General features: G+C 73.9%; 17 protein-coding genes. 9 read left to right on the top strand and 8 right to left on the bottom strand.

Annotation, left to right across the window (positions count from 1 at the left end):
* Position 1 precedes the first annotated feature (1 nt).
* The gene (locus ABT034_RS22790) at positions 2-694 is read right to left on the bottom strand and encodes a 4'-phosphopantetheinyl transferase family protein (RefSeq protein WP_351217977.1); all 693 of its coding nucleotides are present in this window, start codon (positions 692-694) and stop codon (positions 2-4) included.
* 562 nt (positions 695-1,256) lie between these two features.
* Between ABT034_RS22790 and ABT034_RS22795 the strand changes: the two genes are divergently transcribed.
* Both ABT034_RS22795 and ABT034_RS22800 read left to right on the top strand, forming a co-directional pair.
* Positions 1,257-2,111 carry a streptomycin biosynthesis protein gene (locus ABT034_RS22795; protein WP_502973021.1) on the top strand — a complete coding sequence of 285 codons (855 nt, stop codon included), beginning with the start codon at positions 1,257-1,259 and terminating at the stop codon, positions 2,109-2,111.
* Positions 2,112-2,437: 326 nt separating this feature from the next.
* The gene (locus ABT034_RS22800) at positions 2,438-3,913 is read left to right on the top strand and encodes a glycoside hydrolase family 3 protein (protein ID WP_351217981.1); all 1,476 of its coding nucleotides are present in this window, start codon (positions 2,438-2,440) and stop codon (positions 3,911-3,913) included.
* A 285-nt stretch (positions 3,914-4,198) separates the two neighbouring features.
* Here the strand turns inward: ABT034_RS22800 and ABT034_RS22805 are convergent, their stop codons facing one another.
* Positions 4,199-5,083, bottom strand: coding sequence for an arylamine N-acetyltransferase family protein (locus ABT034_RS22805; protein ID WP_351217983.1), 885 nt, complete (start codon positions 5,081-5,083; stop codon positions 4,199-4,201).
* Between the two features lie 133 nt (positions 5,084-5,216).
* Between ABT034_RS22805 and pgl the strand changes: the two genes are divergently transcribed.
* The 7 genes from pgl (at position 5,217) to ABT034_RS22840 (ending at position 11,967) form a co-directional block, all read left to right on the top strand.
* The gene (pgl, locus tag ABT034_RS22810; RefSeq protein ID WP_351217985.1) at positions 5,217-5,915 is read left to right on the top strand and encodes a 6-phosphogluconolactonase; all 699 of its coding nucleotides are present in this window, start codon (positions 5,217-5,219) and stop codon (positions 5,913-5,915) included.
* A complete protein-coding gene (locus ABT034_RS22815; protein WP_351217987.1) occupies positions 5,912-7,069 on the top strand; it encodes an ROK family protein in 1,158 nt (385 codons plus the stop codon). Before pgl ends, ABT034_RS22815 begins: the two co-directional genes overlap by 4 nt.
* Positions 7,066-8,208 (top strand): sedoheptulose 7-phosphate cyclase, encoded by a 1,143-nt coding sequence (locus tag ABT034_RS22820; RefSeq protein WP_351217989.1) that lies wholly within the window; start codon positions 7,066-7,068, stop codon positions 8,206-8,208. The genes ABT034_RS22815 and ABT034_RS22820 overlap by 4 nt, the downstream gene beginning before the upstream one ends.
* Positions 8,205-9,320 carry a dehydrogenase gene (locus ABT034_RS22825; RefSeq protein WP_351217991.1) on the top strand — a complete coding sequence of 372 codons (1,116 nt, stop codon included), beginning with the start codon at positions 8,205-8,207 and terminating at the stop codon, positions 9,318-9,320. The genes ABT034_RS22820 and ABT034_RS22825 overlap by 4 nt, the downstream gene beginning before the upstream one ends.
* 83 nt (positions 9,321-9,403) lie before the next feature.
* The gene (locus ABT034_RS22830) at positions 9,404-10,498 is read left to right on the top strand and encodes a DegT/DnrJ/EryC1/StrS family aminotransferase (RefSeq protein WP_351217993.1); all 1,095 of its coding nucleotides are present in this window, start codon (positions 9,404-9,406) and stop codon (positions 10,496-10,498) included.
* Between the two features lie 45 nt (positions 10,499-10,543).
* Positions 10,544-11,218: a ribulose-phosphate 3-epimerase gene (locus tag ABT034_RS22835; RefSeq protein ID WP_351217995.1), complete on the top strand. Its 675-nt coding sequence runs from the start codon at positions 10,544-10,546 to the stop codon at positions 11,216-11,218.
* Positions 11,215-11,967 (top strand): HAD-IA family hydrolase, encoded by a 753-nt coding sequence (locus tag ABT034_RS22840; protein ID WP_351217997.1) that lies wholly within the window; start codon positions 11,215-11,217, stop codon positions 11,965-11,967. Before ABT034_RS22835 ends, ABT034_RS22840 begins: the two co-directional genes overlap by 4 nt.
* A 196-nt stretch (positions 11,968-12,163) precedes the next feature.
* Here ABT034_RS22840 and ABT034_RS22845 read toward each other — a convergent pair whose 3' ends face one another.
* The 6 genes from ABT034_RS22845 to ABT034_RS22870 form a co-directional block, all read right to left on the bottom strand.
* Positions 12,164-13,564: a condensation domain-containing protein gene (locus ABT034_RS22845; RefSeq protein WP_351217999.1), complete on the bottom strand. Its 1,401-nt coding sequence runs from the start codon at positions 13,562-13,564 to the stop codon at positions 12,164-12,166.
* Positions 13,561-13,818 carry a phosphopantetheine-binding protein gene (locus tag ABT034_RS22850; protein ID WP_351218001.1) on the bottom strand — a complete coding sequence of 86 codons (258 nt, stop codon included), beginning with the start codon at positions 13,816-13,818 and terminating at the stop codon, positions 13,561-13,563. The genes ABT034_RS22845 and ABT034_RS22850 overlap by 4 nt, the downstream gene beginning before the upstream one ends.
* Before the next feature lie 73 nt (positions 13,819-13,891).
* Complete coding sequence (locus ABT034_RS22855; RefSeq protein WP_351218003.1) at positions 13,892-16,312, bottom strand: acyl-CoA dehydrogenase family protein; 2,421 nt, start codon at positions 16,310-16,312, stop codon at positions 13,892-13,894.
* Positions 16,309-17,811 carry a class I adenylate-forming enzyme family protein gene (locus ABT034_RS22860; RefSeq protein ID WP_351218005.1) on the bottom strand — a complete coding sequence of 501 codons (1,503 nt, stop codon included), beginning with the start codon at positions 17,809-17,811 and terminating at the stop codon, positions 16,309-16,311. Before ABT034_RS22860 ends, ABT034_RS22855 begins: the two co-directional genes overlap by 4 nt.
* A 208-nt stretch (positions 17,812-18,019) precedes the next feature.
* On the bottom strand, positions 18,020-19,852 hold the full coding sequence (locus ABT034_RS22865; RefSeq protein WP_351218007.1) for an ABC transporter ATP-binding protein: 1,833 nt from the start codon (positions 19,850-19,852) through the stop codon (positions 18,020-18,022).
* A complete protein-coding gene (locus ABT034_RS22870; protein ID WP_351218009.1) occupies positions 19,849-21,930 on the bottom strand; it encodes an ABC transporter ATP-binding protein in 2,082 nt (693 codons plus the stop codon). Before ABT034_RS22870 ends, ABT034_RS22865 begins: the two co-directional genes overlap by 4 nt.
* Between the last annotated feature and the right edge of the window lie 283 nt (positions 21,931-22,213).

The following is a 22,213-nucleotide window of genomic DNA, read 5'->3' on the forward strand; positions in this document are numbered from 1 at the left end:
ACTACGGGTGGTTCCGGGGAGGGTCCGGGGGGTCCGGGGAGGATCGACCACAGGCGTCGTCCGCCCCCGGCCGGCCGTGCACGCGCACGGTGAAGGGGGTGTCGCCCCGGAGGGCGAGGGCCGCGCGGTACGGAGCGGGTGCGCTCACGTCGGACAGCCACCATCGCTGACCGCGGAGCGGCCCGTCCTCGCAACGCAGCGGTCCCTGCCGCAGGACCGGCAGCCGCAGCCCGTCGACGAAGGTCGCTCCCACCGCCTTGACGCACGCCTCCTTGCGCGCCCAGAGCCGGGGGAAGCTCTCGCCCGCCGCGACGGCCCCGGCCTCCTCGGGGGTGAAGAACCGGGCCGCCAGGGCCGCTTCGCGCCCTGCCGGCCCCGGCCCCGCCAGGTCCACACCGACGCCGCGCCGCCGGCTGACCGCGATCGCGGCCAGGTCCCCGGCGTGGCTGAGGCTGCTGTGGGGCGCGTCCGGGAGCCCGTCGAGAAACGGCTTTCCCTGGGCCGTACGCCGCCAGCGGATGGCGTGCGGCGAAACGCCGCAGTAGCGGGCCAGGGTCGTCCGGTAGGCGGCGTGGGAGACGGTGTAGCGGATGCGCCCCAGCCCCGGCGGAATGCGCTCGCATTCCGCGCGCTCACGGCTGTCGAGGAGATGGGCCAACGACCCCGTGCCGTCCGGCGGAGACACGAGGGGCACGTACCAGACATCTACGGTGTCCCCGTTGCCGCCCTCGTCGTACATATCCGCCGATCAGCCAATGCGAATGCTCCGCGATATCGAAAGCGAGAGCATTTCCAATTTTATCGAATTGCCCTTCAGAAACTACCAACCAGCATCTTCAATGTCTAGACCAATGCGCTAATTCAAGGCTCCTTCATAACGTGACGCACCCTCACACAGGCACATCACAGCAGGTCAGAGGCGATACGGAATACATGGCTCCAATTCGTTCAACTGCCGTCATTCGCCCATCCCGTCTCACCCTATGGGCACCGCCCGAATTCCTGTTGCACCCTTACCGACCACGTGTAATCCTTCCGATCATGCAGCTCAGGAAATACCGGAAAAGGGGAAACTAATGGGCGGCCGCTTCACCATGGGAGCGCCAGGCCTTGACACGAACGACATGAGGGGAATCGCGGTCGAATCCGTACCGATCGCGTCCCTCATCACCAGAGAATCTCCGAGACTTCAGGCGGAATTGCCGGAGCACGTCCGATTGCTCGCGGAATCGGACAAACCCTTTCCGCCGATCGTGGTGCACCGCCCCACCCTGCGGGTGGTCGACGGGACGCACCGCGTCCGCGCCTCCCTGCTCCGCGGCGCGGAGCGCATCGACGCACGGTTCGTCGACGGCGACGAGCGGGACCTCTTCCTGCTCGCCGTACGTCTCAACATCACCCACGGCCTCCCCCTCTCACGGGCCGACCGCCGGGCGGCGGCCGCCCGGATCCTGCGGACGCACCCCCAGTGGTCCGACCGGGCCATCGCCGAGGCGACCGGACTCGCCGCCAAGTCGATCAGCACCATCCGCCGGGAGAACGTCGCCGAGAACACCACCACGCTGAACGTGCGGATCGGGCGGGACGGCAAACGCCGGCCCCTGAGCAGCATCGAGGGACGCAGGTCCGCCGGTGAGCTCATCAAGGCCCAACCCCACACCCCGCTGCGCCAGATCGCCAAGGAAGCGGGCATCTCCCTGGGCACGGCCGCGGACGTACGGTCCCGGGTGCTGCGCGGCGAGGACCCGGTGCCGCAGGGCAGGACGCGCGCGCCGCTGGCGGCGGCCGCCCGCCGGCCCGTCACCACCGTCACCGCCGAGCTGCCGGCCGCGCCCTCGGCGGCCCGGGCCGCCGAGCCGCAGGCCCAGCGAGACGTGGCCGCGATGATGCGGATCCTGCTGTCCGACCCGTCCCTGCGCTTCAACGAGAGCGGGCGCGGTCTCCTGCGGTGGCTGACCGGCCACGTACTCGAGCCCCGGGAGGCCCGGGCCGTCGCCGACGAGGCGCCGAGCCACTGCGTCGGCACCATCGCCGACCTGGCCCGCAGATGCGGCGAGTCCTGGCTGGAGCTCGCCGAACAGCTCGACCGGCGACAGCGGATGACGGGCTGAGCCCCGCGCTCACCCCACGCGGCCTCGTGTGTACGCGGCCCTCCCGCACGGGCCGGGTGCGCATGGGCTGCGTGGGCACGGGCCGGGTGCGCACGAGGGCCCTCCCGTACGGCCGCCGCCGCCGCACCATGGCTCTCCCGTGCGGCCGCTGCCGCACCACGGCTCTCCCGTGCGGCCGCCGCCGCCGCACGACGGCGCTCCCGTGCGGCCGCCGGCGCTGTACGACAGCTCTTCCGTGCGGCCGCTGCCGCTGCACGACGGCTCTTCCGGCGCAGACGCGTCCGCGCCGCGGACGGCCGCGCCCCACAGCAACCGAGGGGAACGCGATGGACCACCTGACCCGACTGGTCAACTCCTGCCTGCTGCCCGCCTACGGCGGAGCGGCGCCACCCGACTGGCTGAAGCGGGCTCTGGACGACTCGCTCGCCGGCATCGTGCTGTACGGGGCCAACCTGGGGCTCCTCGACGGGCGGATACGCGAGGACGTGACCGCCCCACTGCGGGCGCTGCGCCCCGACCTCGTCGTCGCCCTGGACGAGGAAGGCGGCGACATCACCCGGGCCGAGTACCACCGGGGCAGCAACTACCCGGGCAACCTCGCCCTCGGGATCGTGGACGACACGGCGCTCACCGCCGAGGTGGCCTCGGCCATCGCGGCGGACCTCAGGGACCTGGGCGTCACGGTGAACCTCGCGCCGTCGGCGGACGTCTGCCCCGGCTTCCACCTGCCCGTCTTCGGCACCCGGTCGTTCGGCCCGGACGCCGGGCGGGTGGCCGCGCACACCCGGGCCTTCGTCGAGGCGACCCAGCGGCACCGGGTGGCCGCCACGGCCAAGCACTTCCCCGGACTCGGGGCCACCCGCGTCGACTCGCACTACGCGCTCCCGGTCGTCGACGCGCCGGAGGAGCTGTTCCGCGCCCGCGACCTCGCGCCGTTCGCGAGCGCCGTCCAAGCCGGCGTCCAGGCGGTGATGACCGGCCATGTCGTGGTCGAGGCGCTCGACTCCGTACCCGCCACGTTCAGCGAGCGGCTCCTGCGCGGCGTCCTGCGCGGCGAGCTCGGCTTCGAGGGCGTGGTGATCAGCGACGCGCTCGACATGAAGGCCGCGCAGGCCGGGGCCGGCATCGGCGGCGCGGCCGTACGGGCCTTGCGGGCCGGCGTGGACCTGGTGATCACCGGCCCGCAGGACGGCGAGAAGGACTGCGCGGAGATCCTGGAGGGCGTCCGCGTGGCCGTCGCCGACGGTTCGCTGCCGCTCGCGCGGCTTGAGGAGGCCGCCGAGCGGGTCGCCCGGCTGCGGGCCTGGACGAGCGGCCCCGCCGAACCGGCCGCCGACGGCGGCACGGCCGGACTGGCCGCGGCCCGCCGGGCGGTGGCGCTGCGCGGGCCCCGCCCCACGCCGTCCCCCCGCTTCGTCGTGGAGCTCCGCCCGGAGCCGAGCATCTCCTGCGGGACCGTGCCGTGGGGCCTCACCGGGCCCCTCGATCGGCTCGGCGGGCTCGCCGGGCAGCTCACCGCCGAGCCGGGAACGCCGCCGGACGAGCTGCGCGTACCGGACGGGGTGGCGACGGCCGTCGTCGTGCGGGCCGAGGCGGCCGACGCCTGGCAGACGGCGGTGCTCGCCGCGCTGACGGCGGCCCGCCCCGACACGGTCGTGGTCGACATGGGCTTCCACGACCTGCCCGTACCGGAGGGGACGACGGTCCTGAAGACGTACGGGGCGGGTCTCGTCAACGCGTTGGCAGCCGCCGAGATCCTCACCGGCCGGCGGGCGCCGGGCCCGCCGAGGGACACGTGGTGAGGTGACGACCCGGCCGCGGCGGCGGCCCGCGGTGACCATGGTTGGTTCCGGTTCACGGGGTGGAGCGCGACGGCGAAACCGGGACGGGTCACAGCGCGAGCGCCACGGCGGCCCGGCCGCTTCACGGCGTGAGCGCGGCGGCCTCCTGGACCGGTCACGGCGTGGTGCCGCGGCGGCCCGTCCGGTTCACGGCGTGAGCGCGGAGGCCTCCCGGACCGGTCACGGCGTGGTGCCGCGGCGGCCGGTCCGGTTCACGGCGTGAGCGCCACGGCGGCCCGGGGCGGGTTACGGCGTGAGCGCGGCGGCTTCTATTGACCGCCGCCACTCCTCGTGGCCGGCCCGGACCGTCCGCCACAGCCGGTCGCGGCCTTCAACCCCGAACTCGTCCGGGCGGATGCCGAAGGTCGAGGACAGCGCGTCGAACCAGTCGGTGGTGGTGCCGAGTTCGGTGCGCTCGTCCCCGGCCGCCGTGATCCGCGTCAAGACGCACCCGAGCAGCAGATCGGTGCCGTCGGCGTCCCTGCGCTGGACGCGGGCGAGCCGGACGAAGTCGGAGTCCGGCGCGGTGGACAGCCGGGCGTGCTCCTCCGCGAAGTCCGCGGGGCGGGCCGGTACGAGGGAGATGTCCGCCCCGGCGAAGCCCCGCAGCGGGTGGTGGTCCAGGCGCCAGGCGCCGGCCTCGAAGGGCGACGGGCCCAGTTCGTAGCCGAACGGCCCCTGTTCGGTGCGCCCGGGGCGCAGCGGCAGGGGCTCGTGGAGGGCGAACCCCAGGCCGACGTCGACCAGCAGGCTCTCCTCGGGGCCGTCCGGCGCCGGCAGGCCGGCGACCGTCACGGCCATGTGGTTGCCGTTGATGCCGGGCGGCACGGGCTCGTCCACCTTCTGGACCCCGACGCGATGCGTCCGCACCTGGTAGCCGAGTGCGGCGAGCAGCCACGCGAACGCGCCGTTCAGATGAAAGCAGTAGCCGCCCCTGCTGCTGTTCGCCAGACGGTCGGAGGATTCCCCGGGATCGATTCCGGGTGCCCGGCCGAGCTGAAAGTCGAGAGTCTCGTAGGGAATTCTCTCCACATGCGCTCTGTGCAGTCGCCGTAGATTTTCGACGGTGGGTGCCAGATCGCCGTCGACACCCAGGCGGTCCAGGTATTTCCGCATTCTCACGTCCGTCATGACCTGCAAGTTAGCAGGTGCTTGCCGGGTTCAACAGAGGATGCCGTTCAACTGAGTTAATGCCCGGAACCGGCCTTCGGCAGTACTGTCGGGGCCGATTGGAGAACTCCGCACCCAGCCTCGGGAGGCTGAATTGACCACCTCGTCCCTACGCTGTTTCGCCACGGCCGAAGCAGCTTCCGAGAATGCGGCCTCGGCCGTCGCGGACGCCATTCGGAAGGTCGTCTCCCGACGCGGTGAGTGTGTTCTCGCGCTCACCGGCGGGAACACCCCGGTGGACACGTACCGGCTGCTCGCCGCCATGGACGTCCCCTGGGGCTCGGTCCAGGTCGTGCAGACCGACGACCGGGTGCTGCCGCACACGGAGACCGGCTCGAACTGGCGGATGATCTGCCAGACGCTGCTCGACCCGGCGTCGGTGCCGGAGGACCGCCGCCACCCCATGCCCGTACGCGCCGCCGACCCCGGGGCCGCCGCGGCCGAGTACGCCAAGCTGCTGCGGACGCTGACACCGGACGGCAGCGCGGACGTGGTCCTGCTCCAGCTGGGCCCCGACGGGCACCTGGCATCGCTGTTCCACGACCGTTACGACCCGCAGGACACGTCCGGCACGCAGGTCACGACCACCGCCGACGGCGCCGTCCGCATGACGCAGACGCTCCGGTCGCTCAGCGGCGCGGAGACCCGCGTGCTGCTCGCGACCGGCGGGTCGAAGACCGAGGCGGTGGAGAAGGTCCGGTCCGGCACGGCCGACACCTTCGCCACCCGCACCTTCCTCGGCTCCGACGGCCTGCTCCTGCTGGACGAAGCCGCCGCTGGCCAGGGCCGGTGACCGCTCGGCCGCTCTCCGCCTCCCGGGTGCCGGTGACCGCTCGGCCGCTCTCCGCCTCCCGGGTGCCGGTGACCGCTCGACGGTTCTCCGTCTCCCGGGCGCGGGCGAGCGACCGGCCGGTCGCCGTCCTCGACCTGGGCGGCACGTGGTTCAGAGCCGGCGTGCTGACCGGCGGCGACACCGTCGAGGGACTCCGCAGGCGGCCGGCCGTCACCACCCGCGGCACCGGCGGGCCCGCGGCGGACGTCCAGCGGCTGACGACCGACTGGATCGTGGACACCCTGGACGAGCTGCGCGCCGAGTGGCCCGCGCCGATCGACCTCTGCGCGGTCTCCCTGGGCGCCGCCATGGACGACCGCACCGGCCGGGTCATCGGCGGCGCCCCCCTCTTCGGGGCCGAGACCACCGACTGGCACCCCGCCGGCGAGTTGGCCGCCCGCCGCCCGGAGGTGACCTGGGCGGTCCTGAACGACGTCTCCGCTCTCGCGTACGCCCTGCTGAAGGACGACACCCTGGACCAGAGCCGGACGGCGGCCGCGCTCACCGTGAGCACCGGCATCGCCTACCGGACCATCGACCTCGCCACCGGCCGCATCCCGAGGGACCGGCGGTACGGCCTCCAGGGAGAGGTGGGGCACCTGCCCTCCCGCATGGAGTGGGACGGCGCGCAGGTGGCCGCCGACTGCGACTGCGGGGCACCGGGCCACGTCAGCGCGTTCGCCTCGGGGCGCGGGATCGAGGGCGTCCTGCACCGGGTGCCCGCCTCCGACTGGGGCGGGGACCCGGACACGGCGGCGACGGCGGGGGTGATCGCCGCGTTCGGACGTGCGGTGGCCGCCGGGCACGACGGCGCCCGACGGCTCCTCGACGCCGTGACCGCGCCACTCGCTGAGGTGCTGCTCGCCCAGACCTGCCTCAACCCGCAGGTCGAGTACACGGTGCTGACCGGCGGAGTGGTGGACGGGCTCGGCGACCCGTACCTGGCCAGTCTCCGGGGCAACCTCGGCCGGCTGGGCCTGTACGGCATCTCGGACCGGGACCCGGACTACTTCGCCCCCCGGATCCGCCGGGGGCCTTCGGACGGACTGTGCGCGCTGCGCGGGGTGGGAATCCACGCACGAGGACTTGTCGACGGGAGTGAACACACACCATGAGTGACGGGACTTGGACGGTCCGCGCCAGTCTTGACGTCTCCTACCGCGTGGCGGAGACGGAGGACGTGCTGTCGCCGGAGAACGACGCGCTCGCCCGCGCCGCCCGGACGGCTCCGGGCGACCGGCGCCTGATCGTCGTCGACGAGACGGTCCTCGCGGACCGGGCCGGGGAGATCGAGGGCTACTTCCGCGCCTGGGGGGTGACCCCGACGGTCCTCGCCCTTCCCGGCGGCGAGCGGACGAAGGTGCTCGCCTCGGTCGAGCGGATCGCCGAGGCGGCCGATTCCGTGGCCCTCTCCCGCCGCGACCCGATCGTGGCCGTCGGCGGCGGGGTGCTGACCGACCTGGTGGGCCTCGCGGCCGGTCTGTACCGGCGCGGGACCCCGTACGTCCGGATACCCACCACACTGATCGGGCTGGTCGACGCGGCGGTCGGCGTCAAGACCGCGGTCAACTTCCACGGGCACAAGAACCGCCTCGGCTCCTTCCACGCGGCCTCCGACACCCTGCTCGACCGGGGATTCCTCCGGACCCTGAGCACCCGTCACCTCAGCAACGGCCTCGCGGAGATCGTCAAGATGGGGGTGATCGCCGACGCCGAGCTGTTCGACCTGCTCGACGCGCGCGCCGAGCGCCTGGTGGACGGCAGGCTGGACGGCCCCGAGGGGCGGCGGGTGATACGGCTCGCGGTCGGCAGCATGCTGGCCGAGCTCGAACCGAACCTGTGGGAGCACGACCTGCGGCGGGCGGTCGACTTCGGGCACACCTTCAGCCCGGCCCTCGAGATGGCGGCGCAGCCCGGGCTGCTGCACGGCGAGGCGGTGTCGGTCGACATGGCCCTGTCCTGCGCGCTCGCCGTCGGCCAGGGCCTCCAGACCGCGGACGAGGCGCTCCGGACCCTGGCGCTGCTGCGCCGCGTGGGGCTGCCGGTACGGCACGAGCTCTGCGAGGTACCGTTCCTCCTCGACGCCCTCCAGGAGTCGACGCGGCACCGCGGCGGGGAGCAGAACCTGCCGCTGCCCATCGGCATCGGAAAGTGCTCCTTCGCCGTGGGCGTGACCGAGGCCGAACTACGGCGCGCCTGCGCCCTGTTGGACCGGCTGCACCGGCTGCTCGACGAGACGGGGGCGGCGGCATGAGCCTGCTCACCGACCTGTCGTGGACCCGCACCGGGGACGGCGGTCTGCGCCTGCACCGGGAACGGATCGGCGCCCGGGGCTCGCTGCGCGTCCTGCGGGCGGGGATCTGCGGCACGGACCTCCAGATCCAGCGCGGTGTCCGGCCCGACGGCGCCTCCGTGCTCGGCCACGAGGGGCTGGCCGAACACTGCGCGCCGGACGGCCCCGTACGCGGGGTGTTCAACCCGGTGGACTCCGCCGACCAGGACCGGATCCTCGGTCACTCGTACGACGGCGTCTTCCGGCGGCGCTACCCGGAAGCCCCCGGCGACCTGGTGCGGCGCAGTCTGGTCCCGGCCCGTCCGGACCTGGTCGCCGACCTCACCGTGCTCGCCGAGCCCCTGGGCGCCGTCCTCTACGGCTGGGACCTGCTCGGCGCCGACGGGCCGGCAGGCACCGTGGGCGTGTGGGGCAGCGGGACGACGGCCGTCCTGGCCGCGCTGGTCGGCGAGATCCGCGGCGTGTCCACCGTGCTCGTCCATCCCCGGCGGGAGCGGCTCGAGTACCTGAGGCGCCGTGAGGTCCTCGCGACCACCCGCCTCACCGGCGAGGCACCCGGCGGCGGCCTCACGGCCGCCTTCGTCTGCCTGCCGAGGGAGGCCGCGGGCGAGGCGTTCACGCAGGCCGCCCTGGCGGTGGAGGAGGACGCCCCCGTGGACCTGTTCGGCGGCTTCGGCACGGGAACGCGGCACGAACTCACCGGCGACCTGGACCTCAACTCCGTACGCCGGTCCAACGTGTGCGGAGTGCCCCGCTCCGGCGGGGCGCGGCCGGTCTCCCTGTCCTCGGGCAAGCGCATCCGCCTCACCGGTCACCGCGGCACCTCCCCCGAGCATCTGCTGCGGGCGCAGGACCTGCTCGCCGCGTGCCCGGAGCGCTTCGGCCGGGTGCTCAGCCATGTGCTCTCCCTGGAAGCGGCCGGCCCCGCGCTGCGGTCGATGGCGGCCGACCGGCCCGGCCGGCGGCTGACGGGCGAGCACCTGAAGGTCCTCATCGACCCGACGATGCCGGCCGGCACCACCCGGGCCCCCGACCTCCTCACCACCGTGGCCGACATCCCCCACCACTGCTGACCCCCGCAACGGCCCGCACGCACGCACGTACACACGCCCGTACGTACGTACGTCAGTGCACACGCACGCATCGAAAGGACACCATGCTGGTTCACCGCTATGGCTATCCGGACCAGTTCGACGACATCGACGCGCTCAGCCGGCAGATCTCCGAGGTCCTCCTCTCCGGCGACTGCATCCTCGGCAAACCGGTGGAACGGTTCGAGGCGGCCTTCGCCGCGTACGTCGAGGCCGAGCACGCCGTCGGACTCAACTCGGGGACGGACGCCCTGGTCCTCGCCCTCCACGCGCTGGGGGTGGGGCCTGGCGACGAGGTCGTCACCGTCGCCAACACCTTCCACTCCACCGTGCTCGCCATCGCCCGCGTGGGCGCCACCCCCGTCCTCGTGGACTGCACCGGCGGCGACTTCATGATGGACCTCGACCGGGTCGAGGCCGCGATCACCCCGCGGACGAAGGCCCTCATCGCCGTCCATATGTTCGGCGAGGTCCTCGACATGGACCGGATCACCGCCCTCGTACGGGACCGGGGCCTGCGGCTCGTCGAGGACTGCGCCCAGGCGGTCGGCGCACGCTGGAAGGGCCGGCCCGTCGGCACCTTCGGCGAGATCGGCTGCTTCAGCTTCCACCCGTCGAAGAACCTCGCCGCCGCCGGGGACGCGGGCGCCGCGGTGACCGACTCCGCGGAACTCGCCGAGCGGCTGCGCGTCCTGCGCGGTCTCGGCCAGCAGGCGCAGAACCACCACGTCGAAATCGGCTACAGCAGCCGGATGGACTCGGTGCAGGCGCTGGTCCTCGACCACAAGCTGCCCCGCCTCGACGCCTGGAACCAGGCGCGGCGCGCGCTCGCCGCCCAGTACATCGCCGGGCTCGCGGAGAGCTCCGCCGTACGGGTGCCGGCGGCCGGCCCCGACCACGTCTTCCACATGTACCAGCTGCTGGTGCCGGACCGGGACGCCACCCTGGCCGCGCTGCGCGCCTCGGGGATCGACGCCGTGGTGCGCTACCCGGTGCCGATCGCCCGGCAGCCGGCGTTCGCCGCGTACGCCTTCGACGCCGGCGCGTTCCCGCACGCGGACCTGCTCGCGGAGAACGCGCTCTGTCTGCCGCTGCGACCCGACATGAGCGAGGGTGACGTCGATCTCGTCGTCTCCCGGGTGCTCGCGGTCACCGGCTGACCGCGTCCGCCCCCACCTCCGTCCCCGAGAACGAGGAGAACCCCCATGGCTGTACCGCACCACGCGTCCGTCGTGCCCGGTCTGTTCGGCGCCGACCCGCTCGCCTACGGGCAGGCCGTCGCCGACGTCGCCCGGACCGACGCCGACCTGCTGCACCTGGACGTGATGGACGGGACGTTCGTCTCCGACATCAGCTTCGGCCTGAAGGCGGTCGGCGCCGTACGCAAGGCCTTCGACCGGCGACTCGACGTGCACCTCCAGGTCGACCGGCCCGACCGGCACATCGACGCGCTGGTGCGGGAGGGCGTCGACCTCGTGTCGGTGCACGTCGAGGGCACCCCGCACATCGGGCGGCTGCTGCGGGACCTGGAGACCGCGGGCGTCGCGAGCGGCGTCGTACTCAACCCGGGCACGCCGCTGTCGGCCGTCGAGGAGGTCGCCCACCAGGTCGAGCAGGTCGTCGTGATGGCGGTCAACCCCGGCACCAGCGACTTCCTTCCGCGTTCGGTGGAGAAGATCCGCCGGCTCCGCGCCGCGCTCGACGGGCGCGGGCTCGGACACATCCGGATCGCGGCGGACGGCGGCGTGACCGCCGAGCGTGCCGCGGCCCTGCGAGAGGCCGGCGCCGACCGGCTGATCGTCGCCTCCGCGCTGTTCCGCGACCCCGACGGCGTCGAGGCGGCGTACCGCCGCCTGAGCGCGCTCGCGGCGGACGCGTGAGCGCGCGCGGCCTGCCCCACGGCGTGGACGACGGGGATGGCGGGGTCGGCGGGGGCACAGCGGTCGGGCCCGCCGGGGGCCCGGCGGAGGGGGCGACGACGGAGGGGCCGTACTTCCTCTTCGACATCGACGGCACGCTCGTCGATTCCAGCGGCCTCATCGTCAGCGTGTGGCGTCGCGTGGCCGCCGAGTTCGGCGCGGACGCGGAGGCCATCCTGGCGGTGTGCCACGGGCGTCGGGACAGCGAGGTCGTCCCGTTGTTCTTCCGCCCCGAGGACATCTCCCGCGTCACCGTACGGATCCAGGAACTGGAGGCCGAGGGGGTCGGGCTGCTGCGTCCCGTACCGCGGGCACCCGAGCTGCTCGGCAGCCTTCCGGCCGGCCGCTGGGCGGCCGTCACCTCCGGCCCGAGCCGGCTCATGACCGGCCGGCTGAGCGCCGTCGGCCTGCCCGTGCCGGAGGTCCTGGTCGCCGCCGACCACGTCCGGCGCGGCAAGCCCGATCCGGAGGGCTATCTCGCCGCGGCCGTGGCACTGGGCGCGGACCCGGGGGCGTGCGTCGTCGTGGAGGACGCGCCGGCCGGTGTCACGGCGGGTCGCGAGGCCGGGATGTTCGTCATCGGACTGACCACCACCCACACCGCCGCCCAACTGGCCGACGCCGACGCGGTGGTGGCGTCCCTGGCCGAGGTCCCGGGGATCGCCGCCGCGCGACCCGACCGGGCCGGACGACCGGAGCCCGTCTCGTAGCGGGGACGGGAAACGTAGACGCCGCCGGTCCGCCCAGGGGGGCGGGCCGGCGGCGTGCGTTGGTGGTGGTACGGGGCAGGTGGTGGCGGTACGGATCAGGCATCGGCGGTACGGATGAGGGGGCGCGGCTCCCGGCCCGACGGACAGCCCGACGGACGACCCGACGGACAGCCCGGCGGACAGCGTCGCGCTCCGGTCATCCGGGCGCGCCCTCCCCCGCACCCTCACCCGCCGCCTCCACCACCATCCGCTCCACGCTCCGCAGCAGTTCCTCGGTGCGTTCCCTCGGGAGGTACCAGAGGTCGACCAGGGCGTGGTGGACGTCGGTGCCGTCCACCTCGTTCACCCAGTACCAGAGGGTGACCTCCTGGCGGGGCCGGTTGCCGTCCCAGGTGAAGCGGGTCGGGGCCGGCGGGCCGGCGGGAGTGCTGCCGTCCGCGTCGTGGGCGCCGAGCGGCGGCCGGGTGGCCCGCAGGTCGTTGAAGCCGCAGGCCAGGTCGATGCGCGGCACTCCGCGCCCCGCGGCCACCTCCGCGCGCAGGGCCGTCAGCAGGACCGTGTCGCACGGCACCTTGCGGTAGGCGCGCAGGGCCGCGTGCCCGGTGTCCCGGACGACCTCCGCGAAGCTTCTGCCCCCGGTGGGCACCAGCGTCACACAGCTGGCGATGGTGATGCCGACCATGGTGCGCAGCTCGGCCGGGCCCCGGTTCGACGCGATGAGTTTGAGCGGGACCTGCTCGCGGCCGGTGAGCCGGCCGAGGACGGCGTTGAGCGCGGCCATCACGACGGTGGTGCCGCTGACGCCGAGCCGGTCCGCGACGGTGCGGCAGGCGCGGGTGAGGGCGGGTGAGCTCATGCTGACCTGGCCGAAGCGGAGCGGGTCGTCGAGCGGCGGCGGCGCCCCGCCGGGCGGGTCGAAGGTGGTGGCCGGCGCGGCGCGGAGGATCTCGGCCCAGTAGTCGAGCGCGGCGGCGGAACGGCGGACGTTCACCGCCCCCGCCTCCTCTGCGGCTTGTTCGAAGGGCCGGCGGCCGACGGGCGGCAGCTCCGGCGGGGTGGTGCGGCGGGCGAGCAGCGACTCCAGCTCGTCGGTCAGCAGGCCGATCCCCGTGTGGTCGATGGCCACGTGGGAGACGACCAGGACCAGGTGCCGGGGGCTGCCGTCGTGTTCCAGGACCGCGCAGCGCAGGGGCGGTTCGCGGGTGAGGTCGAAGCGGAGGCCGCGCAGCCGCGCGGCCAGCTCGCTCGCCGCAGCCGCGGGGTCCCGGTCGGGATCGGCGGCCCGGTAGACGGGCACGGCGAGTTCGTCGGTGGCGAGGAGCCGCTGCCGGGGGGTTCCGTCGGCGTCCAGCGGGAACCTGGTGCGCAGGCTCTCGTGCCGGCTCACCACCACTCGTAGGAAGTCCAGGAGTTCGGGCAGTCCGCAGTCCTCGGGGACGGCCAGTATCCGGTACTGGTTGTAGTAGTGGTCGTGCGGCTTCAGCCACTCGGTGTCGTCCCACTGGAGGCGCTGCGCCCAGGTGAGCGGCGCCTGTCCGTCGCGGGCGGAGGTGACGGGGATCCGGTGCTCCCCGGTGCGGGTGAGGGTGTCGTTCACGGCTGCGGCGCCAGCAGTCCTCCGACCGCCGTCCAGAGCGCGGCGGGGGTGGCGAAGTTCTCCGGGGTGAGGAGCTCGTCGGGGATGAGTACGTCGAGCGCGTCCTCCATGCCGACGAGGAGCTGCACCGTGGCCAGCGAGTCGAGGCCGAGGGTGGCCAGCCGGGCGTGGGGCGCCAGGTCCTGCTCCGCGGGGAGCAGGGGGAGGTGCGCGCGCAGCGCCTCCTCGAACTGCGGTGTCCAGGGGGTGCTCACGATCGCTCTCCGCTCTTTCGGGGGTGCTGTGGTCGGGGTACCGCCGGTGGGCCGCCGGTGGGCCGTCGGGCGCTCACGCCGGGGACGGGTCGCCGAGGAGCCGTACGGAGCGGTCGGCGAGGGTCAGCGTCCCGGTGGCCGTCAGGAGGCGGTCGTTGGAGTAGTTGAGGCTCGCCGAGCGCAGGTCGCGCAGGTGCCGCTCCAGCGGTACGGGCGAGTCGGACCGGTAGCCGAGCGCGAGGCCGGCGAGTTCGACGCACCGGTCGGCGGACCGGTGGCTGAGCTCCGATGCCAGCACCTTCAGGGTGTTCAGATGGATCTGTACGGAGGTGGCGGCGAGGTCCCGGCCGTCCGCGCGGCACCGGGTGACCTCCTCCTGGCACTGCCGCAGGTAGGCGCTGACCGTCTCGTTGTCCATGCGGATGCGGGCGAGCCGCTCGGCGAACAGGTCCGAGGTCAGGTCGACGGAGGACGGCCGGCGCGGTGACCGGAACACGGCGACGAGTTCGGCGAGCGCCTGCCGGGAGGCGCCGAGCCAGCAGGAGGCCCAGCCGATGTGGCCGAGCGGGATGAAGCCGTCGACGGCGATCCGCGCGAACTCACCGCGTTCGCCGATGACCTGGTGCGGGGGGACGGTCCCGCGCAGCCGCAGGGCGACGCTGTGCGTCCCGCGCATGCCGAGCGGGTTCCAGTCGCCGCTGACCGTCACGTCGAGCTGGTCGCGGTCGGCGTACACCAGGGTGACGCGCCGGGCTTCGGCGTCCTCGGCGTCGCGCATGGTGAGGAGGAAGCCGTCGGCGACCGCGCCGCCGGTGCAGATGGGGGCGTCCCGTTCGACGACGAGTCCGTCCGGGCTCTCGCGGAGCGCGCCGGCGCTGGTGAGGAGGTGTCCGCCGGTCTGCTTCTCCGAGGTGATCGAGCCGAGGTAGACCTCGCCGGCCGCGATCCGGGGCAGCAGGGTGCTCTTCAGGCGGGGTGTGGCGAACCGTACGACGGCGTCGGTCTGCTGGCAGTGCATCGCCCAGATCATCGCGGTGGACAGACAGCCGGAGGCGAGGATCTGGGCGACCTCGGACAGGTCGGCGAGGCCGCCGCCGAGTCCGCCGTACTCCTCCGGTACGAGCAGGCCCATCAGGCCGCTGCCGCGGAGGGCTTCGAGGGACTCGGCCGGGAACCTCGCCTCGGCGTCGACCTCGCGCGCGCTGCCGGTGACCACGGGCAGGATCCGCCGCGCGCGGTCCGCCGGGGAACCGGGCCGGGGGCCGGTGGCCCGCGCGGGCGTGCGGCGCAGCTCCACCCGTGTGGCGGAGACGACGCTGTCCCCGAGGACGGCGACCTCCACCGGTGCGAGCCGCGACAGGAAGCCGACGAGGCTCGCGGTCAGCCCGTACGCACCGGTGTTGGGGACCGAGAGCAGCGCGCCGGGGGCGGGCAGGGGCAGGGTGGTCTCGATGGCGAGGGTGTCGCTCGGTGTGCACAGCGGGCCGACGAGGGTCAGCCGGGTGGTGTCCGCGGGGTCGGGGGCCGTGTCGTCCGCCGGGAGTACCTCCGCGCGGACCGGCGGGAGGCGGCGGAGTCCGGCGAGGCCGCCGAGGGTGTTCACACCGGCGTCGAGTACGACGAAGGTGCGGCCCTTGCTCCGCTTGACGTCGGTGACGCCGGTCAGCAGCCGTCCGCAGGAACCGCTGAGGTAGCGGCCGGATTCGAAGGCGATCTCCAGGGCGTCGCCCCGCCAGTCGGGCAGGTGCGTGTCGAGCGTTTCTTCCAGGGCGGCCCGCAGCGCCGGGTAGGCGGGTCGGTCGCCGGGCACCGCGTAGGGGTGTCCGAAGCCGCCGCCGAGGTCCAGGAGGCGTACGGGCAGGCCGTGTTCGGCCCGGAGGAGGGCGGCGGTGCGCACGCTTCCCGTCAGCTCCTGGATGAGGCCCTCCTCGTCGGCGGCGTTGCTCATCGAGAAGAAGTGCAGGCCGGTGAGTTCGACGCCGTCGACCTCGGTGGCGCGGGCCGCCCAGTCTTCGACGGTGTCGAGGTCGAAGCCGAACTGCGAGGCGGCTCCGGTCATGCGGAGGCCCACCGGTCCGGCGCCGGTGACGCCGTTGACGCGGAGCAGGGACCGGACGGTGGTGCCGGCGGCCCGCGCGGTCGCGCCGATGCGCCGCAGGTCGTCGAGGGACTCGGCGGAGAAGGCGCACCCGGCCCGTACGGCGCGGTCGAGTTCGTCGTCGGTCTTGCCCGGTCCGGTGTAGAGGCAGTCCGGGCCCGCGTGGCCGGCGAGCAGGGCGGCGTCGAGTTCGCCCACCGAGCTCACCTCGGCCCGGCAGCCGGCCTCGCGCAGCGCGCGGACGACGTCCGGGTGGGGGTTGGCCTTGAGCGAGTAGAAGACGGTGGCCTCGGGAGGCAGCCACTCCCGCAGCGCGTCGGCCGCCTCGGCGGCCCGGGCGAGGTCGTAGACGTACAGCGGGCTGCCGAACTGCTTGACCAGGGTGGTCGGCTTCATTGCTGGGTTTCCCTCACTGTCTCGGACAGCCTCTGGTAGTCCGTCTTGCCGTTGGGGGTGAGCGGCAGCGCGTCGAACAGCAGGCACCGGTCGGGGAGCTTGGCCGGTTCGAGCCGCTCGGCCAGGCCCTCGACGACCGGGACGGTGCTGGCCGTGTCCGCGACGACGCAGAGGGTCAGCGCGTCCTCTCCGAGGGCGAGCACGGCGGCGGCCCGGACCCCGGGGACGTCGAGGGCGGCGGCCTCGATCTCCAGCACGCTGACCCGGGTGCCGCGGTGCTTGACGATGTCGTCTCTGCGGCCGCTGAAGTACAGGTGCCCGTCCTCGTCCAGGTGCCCGTGGTCACCCGTGTGCAGGACGGTCTCGCCGGTCCGGGGGTCCTTCCGGAAGCGGCGCTCCGTCAGCTCGGGCGCGTTCCAGTACCCCGCCATCACATGGGGCCCGCGCACCACGAACTCCCCTTCGCGGCCCGCCGGCAGGGGCGTGCCGTCCTCGTCCACGACGTCGACCGCCGTGCCCGGGATCGGCCGGCCCACCGAGCCGGGCCGGGTCAGGTCGCCGTCCGGTTCCAGGATGGAGACGCGCTTGCACTCCGTGGTGCCGAACATGAGGGCCACGCGCGCGGAGGGGAAGGCGGTGCGCAGCGCCGTGCGGCTGCCTTCGGTGAGCGCCGCGCCGGTGTTGGTGAAGAGGCGGACGGCCGTGGGTGCGGGGTCCCTCGTGGCGAGGTGCGTGAGCAGTTGGGCGAGGGCGGGCACCACGGGGACGACGGTGGCGCCCGCGGCCCGCAGGCGGCGCAGCAGTGTCAGGTCGCCGCCCGCCTCGGCGAGCACCACCCGTGCGCCGCTGAGCGCGGCGAGGAAGAGCTGGTGGAGCCCGTAGTCGAAGGAGAGCGGCAGGCGCAGGAAGACGACGTCGTCCGCGCGGTAGTGGAGGACCCGGTCGATGGAGCGCGCGGCGAAGACCGTCTGCCGGTGGGGGCAGACGACGCCCTTGGGCACTGAGGTGCTGCCCGAGGTGTGGATGAGCAGGGCCACGTCGTGCGCGGTACGGGGGCCGGTGCCGTCCGGCGGGGCGGGTGCGGTCCCGCCGTCGTGCCACACGTCGTGGACGTCGGCGACGGGCGCCGGGGTCAGGGCCGCGATCCCGTCGCCGTGCGGGGCCTCGGTGACCACCAGGGCCGGCGCGGTGTCCGCGAGGACGGACCGCAGGTGGAACGGCTTCATCTCCGGGGTTACGGGCACCAGGACGGCGCCGACGCGGGAGGCGCCGTAGAGCAGGGCGACGAGTTCCTTCCGGTTGGACATCCGGGTGAGGACGCGCTGTCCGCCGCGCACGCCCCGCTGCCACAGCCCGCGGGCCATGCGCTGGCTGGCCGCTTCGAGGTCCGCCCAGGTCCAGTCGCCGGAGGCGTCGGAGAGAGCCGTCGCGGTCGGATTCCGCCGCACCGCGCCGTCGAGCAGGTCGTGGACGAATTCGTATTCCGATACGTACGGCATGCCACCCTCTGGGAATTGATCGGGGTGCCGCCTCAAACCCCGGGAAAGAATCGGTGGCGACAGTAGCAAGAGCGCGACCTGTTCAACTGATTACCCGTCGCATTACGTTGGGCAATTCGGTCGGTACGGACTATCGACTTCGGCGACCGGACCGGCTGTTCAACCGCGCACGTTCCCCGGTTGAACGTGCTTTTCCCGTCTCCGCCGCTCAGCGGTACACCCGGGCCTGGAGGTCGAAGAGTTCGGCATAGACACCGCGTCGTTCCATGAGTTCCGCGTGGCTTCCGGATTCCTGGACCCTGCCTTCGCCGAGCACGACGATCCGCTCCGCCATGCGGACCGTGGAGAACCGGTGGGAGACGAAGAGGGTCACGGCGCCGACGCCGTGCCGGGCGCTCAGCGCCGCGTCGCCGAAGCGCGCGAACACGGCGTGCTCGGCGGTCGCGTCCAGGGCCGAGGCCGGTTCGTCGAACATCAGGAGCAGGGGCGACTCACGAACCAGCGAACGGGCGAGTCCGAGGCTCTGCCACTGTCCTCCGGACAGTTCGGCACCGTCTCCGTAGCCGCGGCCGAGCAGGCCGTCGAGACCGCCCTCGATCCGGTCGAGCGTCTTGCGGGCGCCGGCCAGGTCCACGGCCGCGCCGAGGGCCTCGTCGTCGCCGATGGAGCCGACGGCGCCGATGCCGACATTCTCCCGTACGAGCAGTTCCAGGCGGGCGAAGTCCTGGAAGAGCGGGGCGACTTTCGCGGTCCACTGTTCCGGGGGAAGGTCCCGGAGATCGGCGCCGTCGACCAGAATGCGGCCCTCGGTGGGTTGGTAGAGCCCGCAGAGCAGTTTCACCAGGGTGCTCTTTCCGGCGCCGTTCTCGCCCACCAGGGCGAGGGTGCCGCCGGCCGGAATGGTGAAGTCGATTCCGCGCAGGACCGGGCGGTCGCTGCCGGGATAGCTGAATCCGACGTTCTCCAGGCGTATGCCTTCGATCAGCCGCCCGGGCACGGCGACGGGCCGGGCGGTCTCGGGCGGGGTTGTGGCGGGGTGGGCGGGGCGGGTGGTGGTGGCCGGCCGGGCGGTGCCGGTGGGCCAGGTGCGCAGCCGGTCGAGGCGCTCGAAGGTACGGCCCGCTCCGTGGAGCAGGGTGAGCAGACCGAGGGCGTTGGCGACTTGCACGCCGACCTGGGCCGCCAGCGCGATGAGCAGGACGACGTCCCCGATGCCGGCCCGGCCGTCGAGGGCCTGGCGGACGACCAGCAGGATCGCGGCCCCGAAGGCGCAGCCGAAGACGAGCTGTCCGCAGCCGCGCAGGGCGGCGGCCCGCAGCTGGGCCCGGCCAAGGGCCGCGGAGACCGTCTCCCAGCTCGCGGTCTGCCGCCGCGTCACCTCGCGTTCGGCGCCGTAGAGCCGCAGCTCCTTCACGGACTCGGCGGAGGTCGCCAGGGTCACCAGGTGCCGGCCGCGCCGGGTGTGCTCGGCGGTGGCCTCCCGCGCGCGGTCGACGAGGGTCTGGGCCCGGCGTCCGATCAGGACCGGCGGCACGGCCGCGAGGGGCAGGAGCATGAGCCAGGGGTCGAGGGTCCCGAGGATGACGGTGGTCGCCAGCGACTGGAGGACGAGGCCACCGAGCTGCAGGGTCGACTCGAGGGCGGACCGGGTGTTCGCCAGTTCGTCGCGGACGAGCGTGACGGTGTCGGTGAACTCCGGGCTGTCGAGGTGTTCGAGGCCCGGGGTGCCGTTGGTCACCGCGAGGAGTTCCTCGTGCAGGGCGGCTTCCTGGAGTTCGCCGAGCTCGAAGTAGAGCAGGTGGGCGAAGTGGCCCATCATCAGCTCGACGACGAGGGCGCCCGCGATGGCGAGGCCCAGCCAGACGGCGGTGCGGGTGGCCCCGTCGAGCGCGGTCTCGGTGAACTCCCGCAGCAGGAGGGCGACGGCGGGGGTGGCGAGGAGCCCGGTGAGCAGCAGCAGGACGGAGCCGGCGAGACGCCGGGGGTCGGTGCGGGCGGCGAGCACCAGCATCGAACGGAGGGCGGCGGCCAGGGACTTCATCGCTCGTTCTCCCGCGGGGTGCCGTCGGAGGGGGTGTGGGGGGAGGTGGCGGCGCGGTGAGGGGTGTCCGGGGCCGGCCCGTCCGGGGCGGCGCCGCCGTAGACCGGCCCGACCGGAGTCGTATCGTCGAAGGCCGTGCCGTCCGGGGCCGTGCCGCCCGCGGTCGTGTCGTCGAAGCGTTGGGCCTGGAGGCGGAACAGCGCAGCGTAGCGCCCGTCCAGGGCGGTGAGTTCGTCGTGCGTACCGCTCTCGACGACCCGGCCGTGCTCCAGGACGACGATCCGGTCCGCGCGGCGGATCGTGGAGAAGCGGTGGGAGATGACCACACTGGTCACGCCCTTGGTCATGGTCAGGAACCGGTCGAAGAACTCGACCTCCGCGCGGACGTCGAGCTGCGCGGTCGGTTCGTCGAGCACCAGCACCTGCGCCCCCGACTCCACGGCGAACAGGGCCCGCGCAAGCGCCGTGCGCTGCCACTGGCCGCCGGACAGGTCCTGCCCGCCCCCATACTGCCGCGACAGCACCGTGTCGGCCCCCGACGGGAGCGCGTCGACGACCTCGCGGGCGCCGGCCAGGTCGACGGCCCGCTCCAGGGCGGCCCGGGCCCCCGGCGAACGGGCGGCCTCGGGGGCGCCCATGGCGACGTTCTCCTCCAGGGTGAGCTCGTACCGTACGTAGTCCTGGAAGATCACCGCGAGCTGGGCCTGCCAGGCCGCCGGGTCCAGGTCCCGGAGGTCGGTGCCGTCGGCCGTGACCCTGCCGCCGGTGGGGTCGTAGAGGCGGGCCAGCAGCTTGACCAGGGTCGTCTTGCCGGCGCCGTTGAGGCCCACGACGGCGGTGGAGCGGCCCGCCTCGATCTCCAGGTCCAGGTGGTCGAGGACGGTCCGGCCGGAGGAGGGGTAGCCGAAGCTCACGTCCTCGAAACGGAGGGCGCCGCGGAGCCGGGGCACGTCGGTCCGCGGGGCGGACCTCCGGCCGGGGGCCGCGGGGCCGAGCCGGGGGTCGCCCTCGGCCCGGTCGGCCGCGAGGCGCTCGAACTCCTGGAGCGACTGGTACGACTGCATGCCGTACTGGGTCTGGACGTCCGCCTCGGGGAAGTAGACGCCGAACCGCATGGGGACGAGGACGCTCTGCAGGGCCACGGCCAGGGCGAGCAGCGAGAGCGAGCCCCCGGCGGCGGCGGTGGCGAGCAGGACCAGCACGGTGGCGCCGCCTGCCAGCCCGGCGAGGGAGAGGCCCACGAACGGCAGGAAGAGCAGGCGGCGGCGCCCCTCCCAGAGGGGTTCGAGGTAGGCGCGGGTCTCCTGGCGGTGCCGGTCGGCGAACCAGCCGGACAGTCCGAGCACCCGGATCTCCTTGGCCGCCTTCAGCCCGGAGGCCGTGGCCCGCACGTAGGTCATCTTGCGCCGCCGGCCGGCCAGTTCGCGCAGGAGGAGGGCGAACCGGCCGAGCGAGCCGCGCTGCCCGAAGCGGATCACGAGGGCGGTGGCCGCGGTGATCAGTCCGGCGGCGGGCGAGAGAGCGACGGCCACGAGGGCGGTCGCCCCGGCCAGTTGGGTGTAGCGCGCGACCAGGGCGAGCAGCCCCGCGACGGCCTCGCCCGGGGTGAACCCCTGCCGTTCCAGGGCGTTGCGGGAGTCGCCGAGCAGGTCGAGCGTCCGCTGTTCCTCCAGGGCGGCCATGGGGGCCGAGGAGAGGCCGGCGGAGATCAGGCGGGTGGCGCAGTAGCCGTCGACCCGGCGGCTCACCCGCTCGCCGACGGCGGACTGGAACGGGGCGAGTACCTGCTGGAGCACGAAGGCGGCGACGGCCGCGGCGAGGAGCGGCCCGAGGGCGCTCCAGCTCCCTCCGCCGCCGGCCGGGCTGCCCGGCAGCCGGTCGAGCAGGGCGCTCATAGCGAGCAGGAAGACCGGTGGCAGCAGCCCGAGGAGGAGGTTGAGCAGCAGCGAGACCGCGACGAGGCGCTTCCCCGCGTACGGGAGCAGCCGCAGGATGGCGACCCAGCGCGCCCCACGGGACACGAGGCGGCCCCGGACGGCACGGGCGGCCCGGAGCGCAGGGACGGACGGAAACTGCATGCGCGGGATTCCTCCGGAGGTCGGGGGGTGGGCGGGGGTGGACTGGGGGCGTACGGCCTGGGGCGGGGGGGCGGCGCTTCGACAGGGGCGAACGGCCTGGGGCGGGGGCAGCGGCGTACGGGCCGGGGCCGGGAGGGGCAACCGGGCCGGGAGCCCTTCAGCGCCCTGCCGGGGGGCGTTACGGCCCCGGGCGGGGGGAGCCCGCCCAGGCAGCGCGTACGGACCGAGCCGGGGGCCCTTCACGCCCGGCCGGGGGCGTTACGGGCCCGAGCCAGAGGCCCTT

It is taken from the genome of Streptomyces sp. NPDC002773 (assembly GCF_040295605.1).
Lineage (GTDB): Bacteria > Actinomycetota > Actinomycetes > Streptomycetales > Streptomycetaceae > Streptomyces.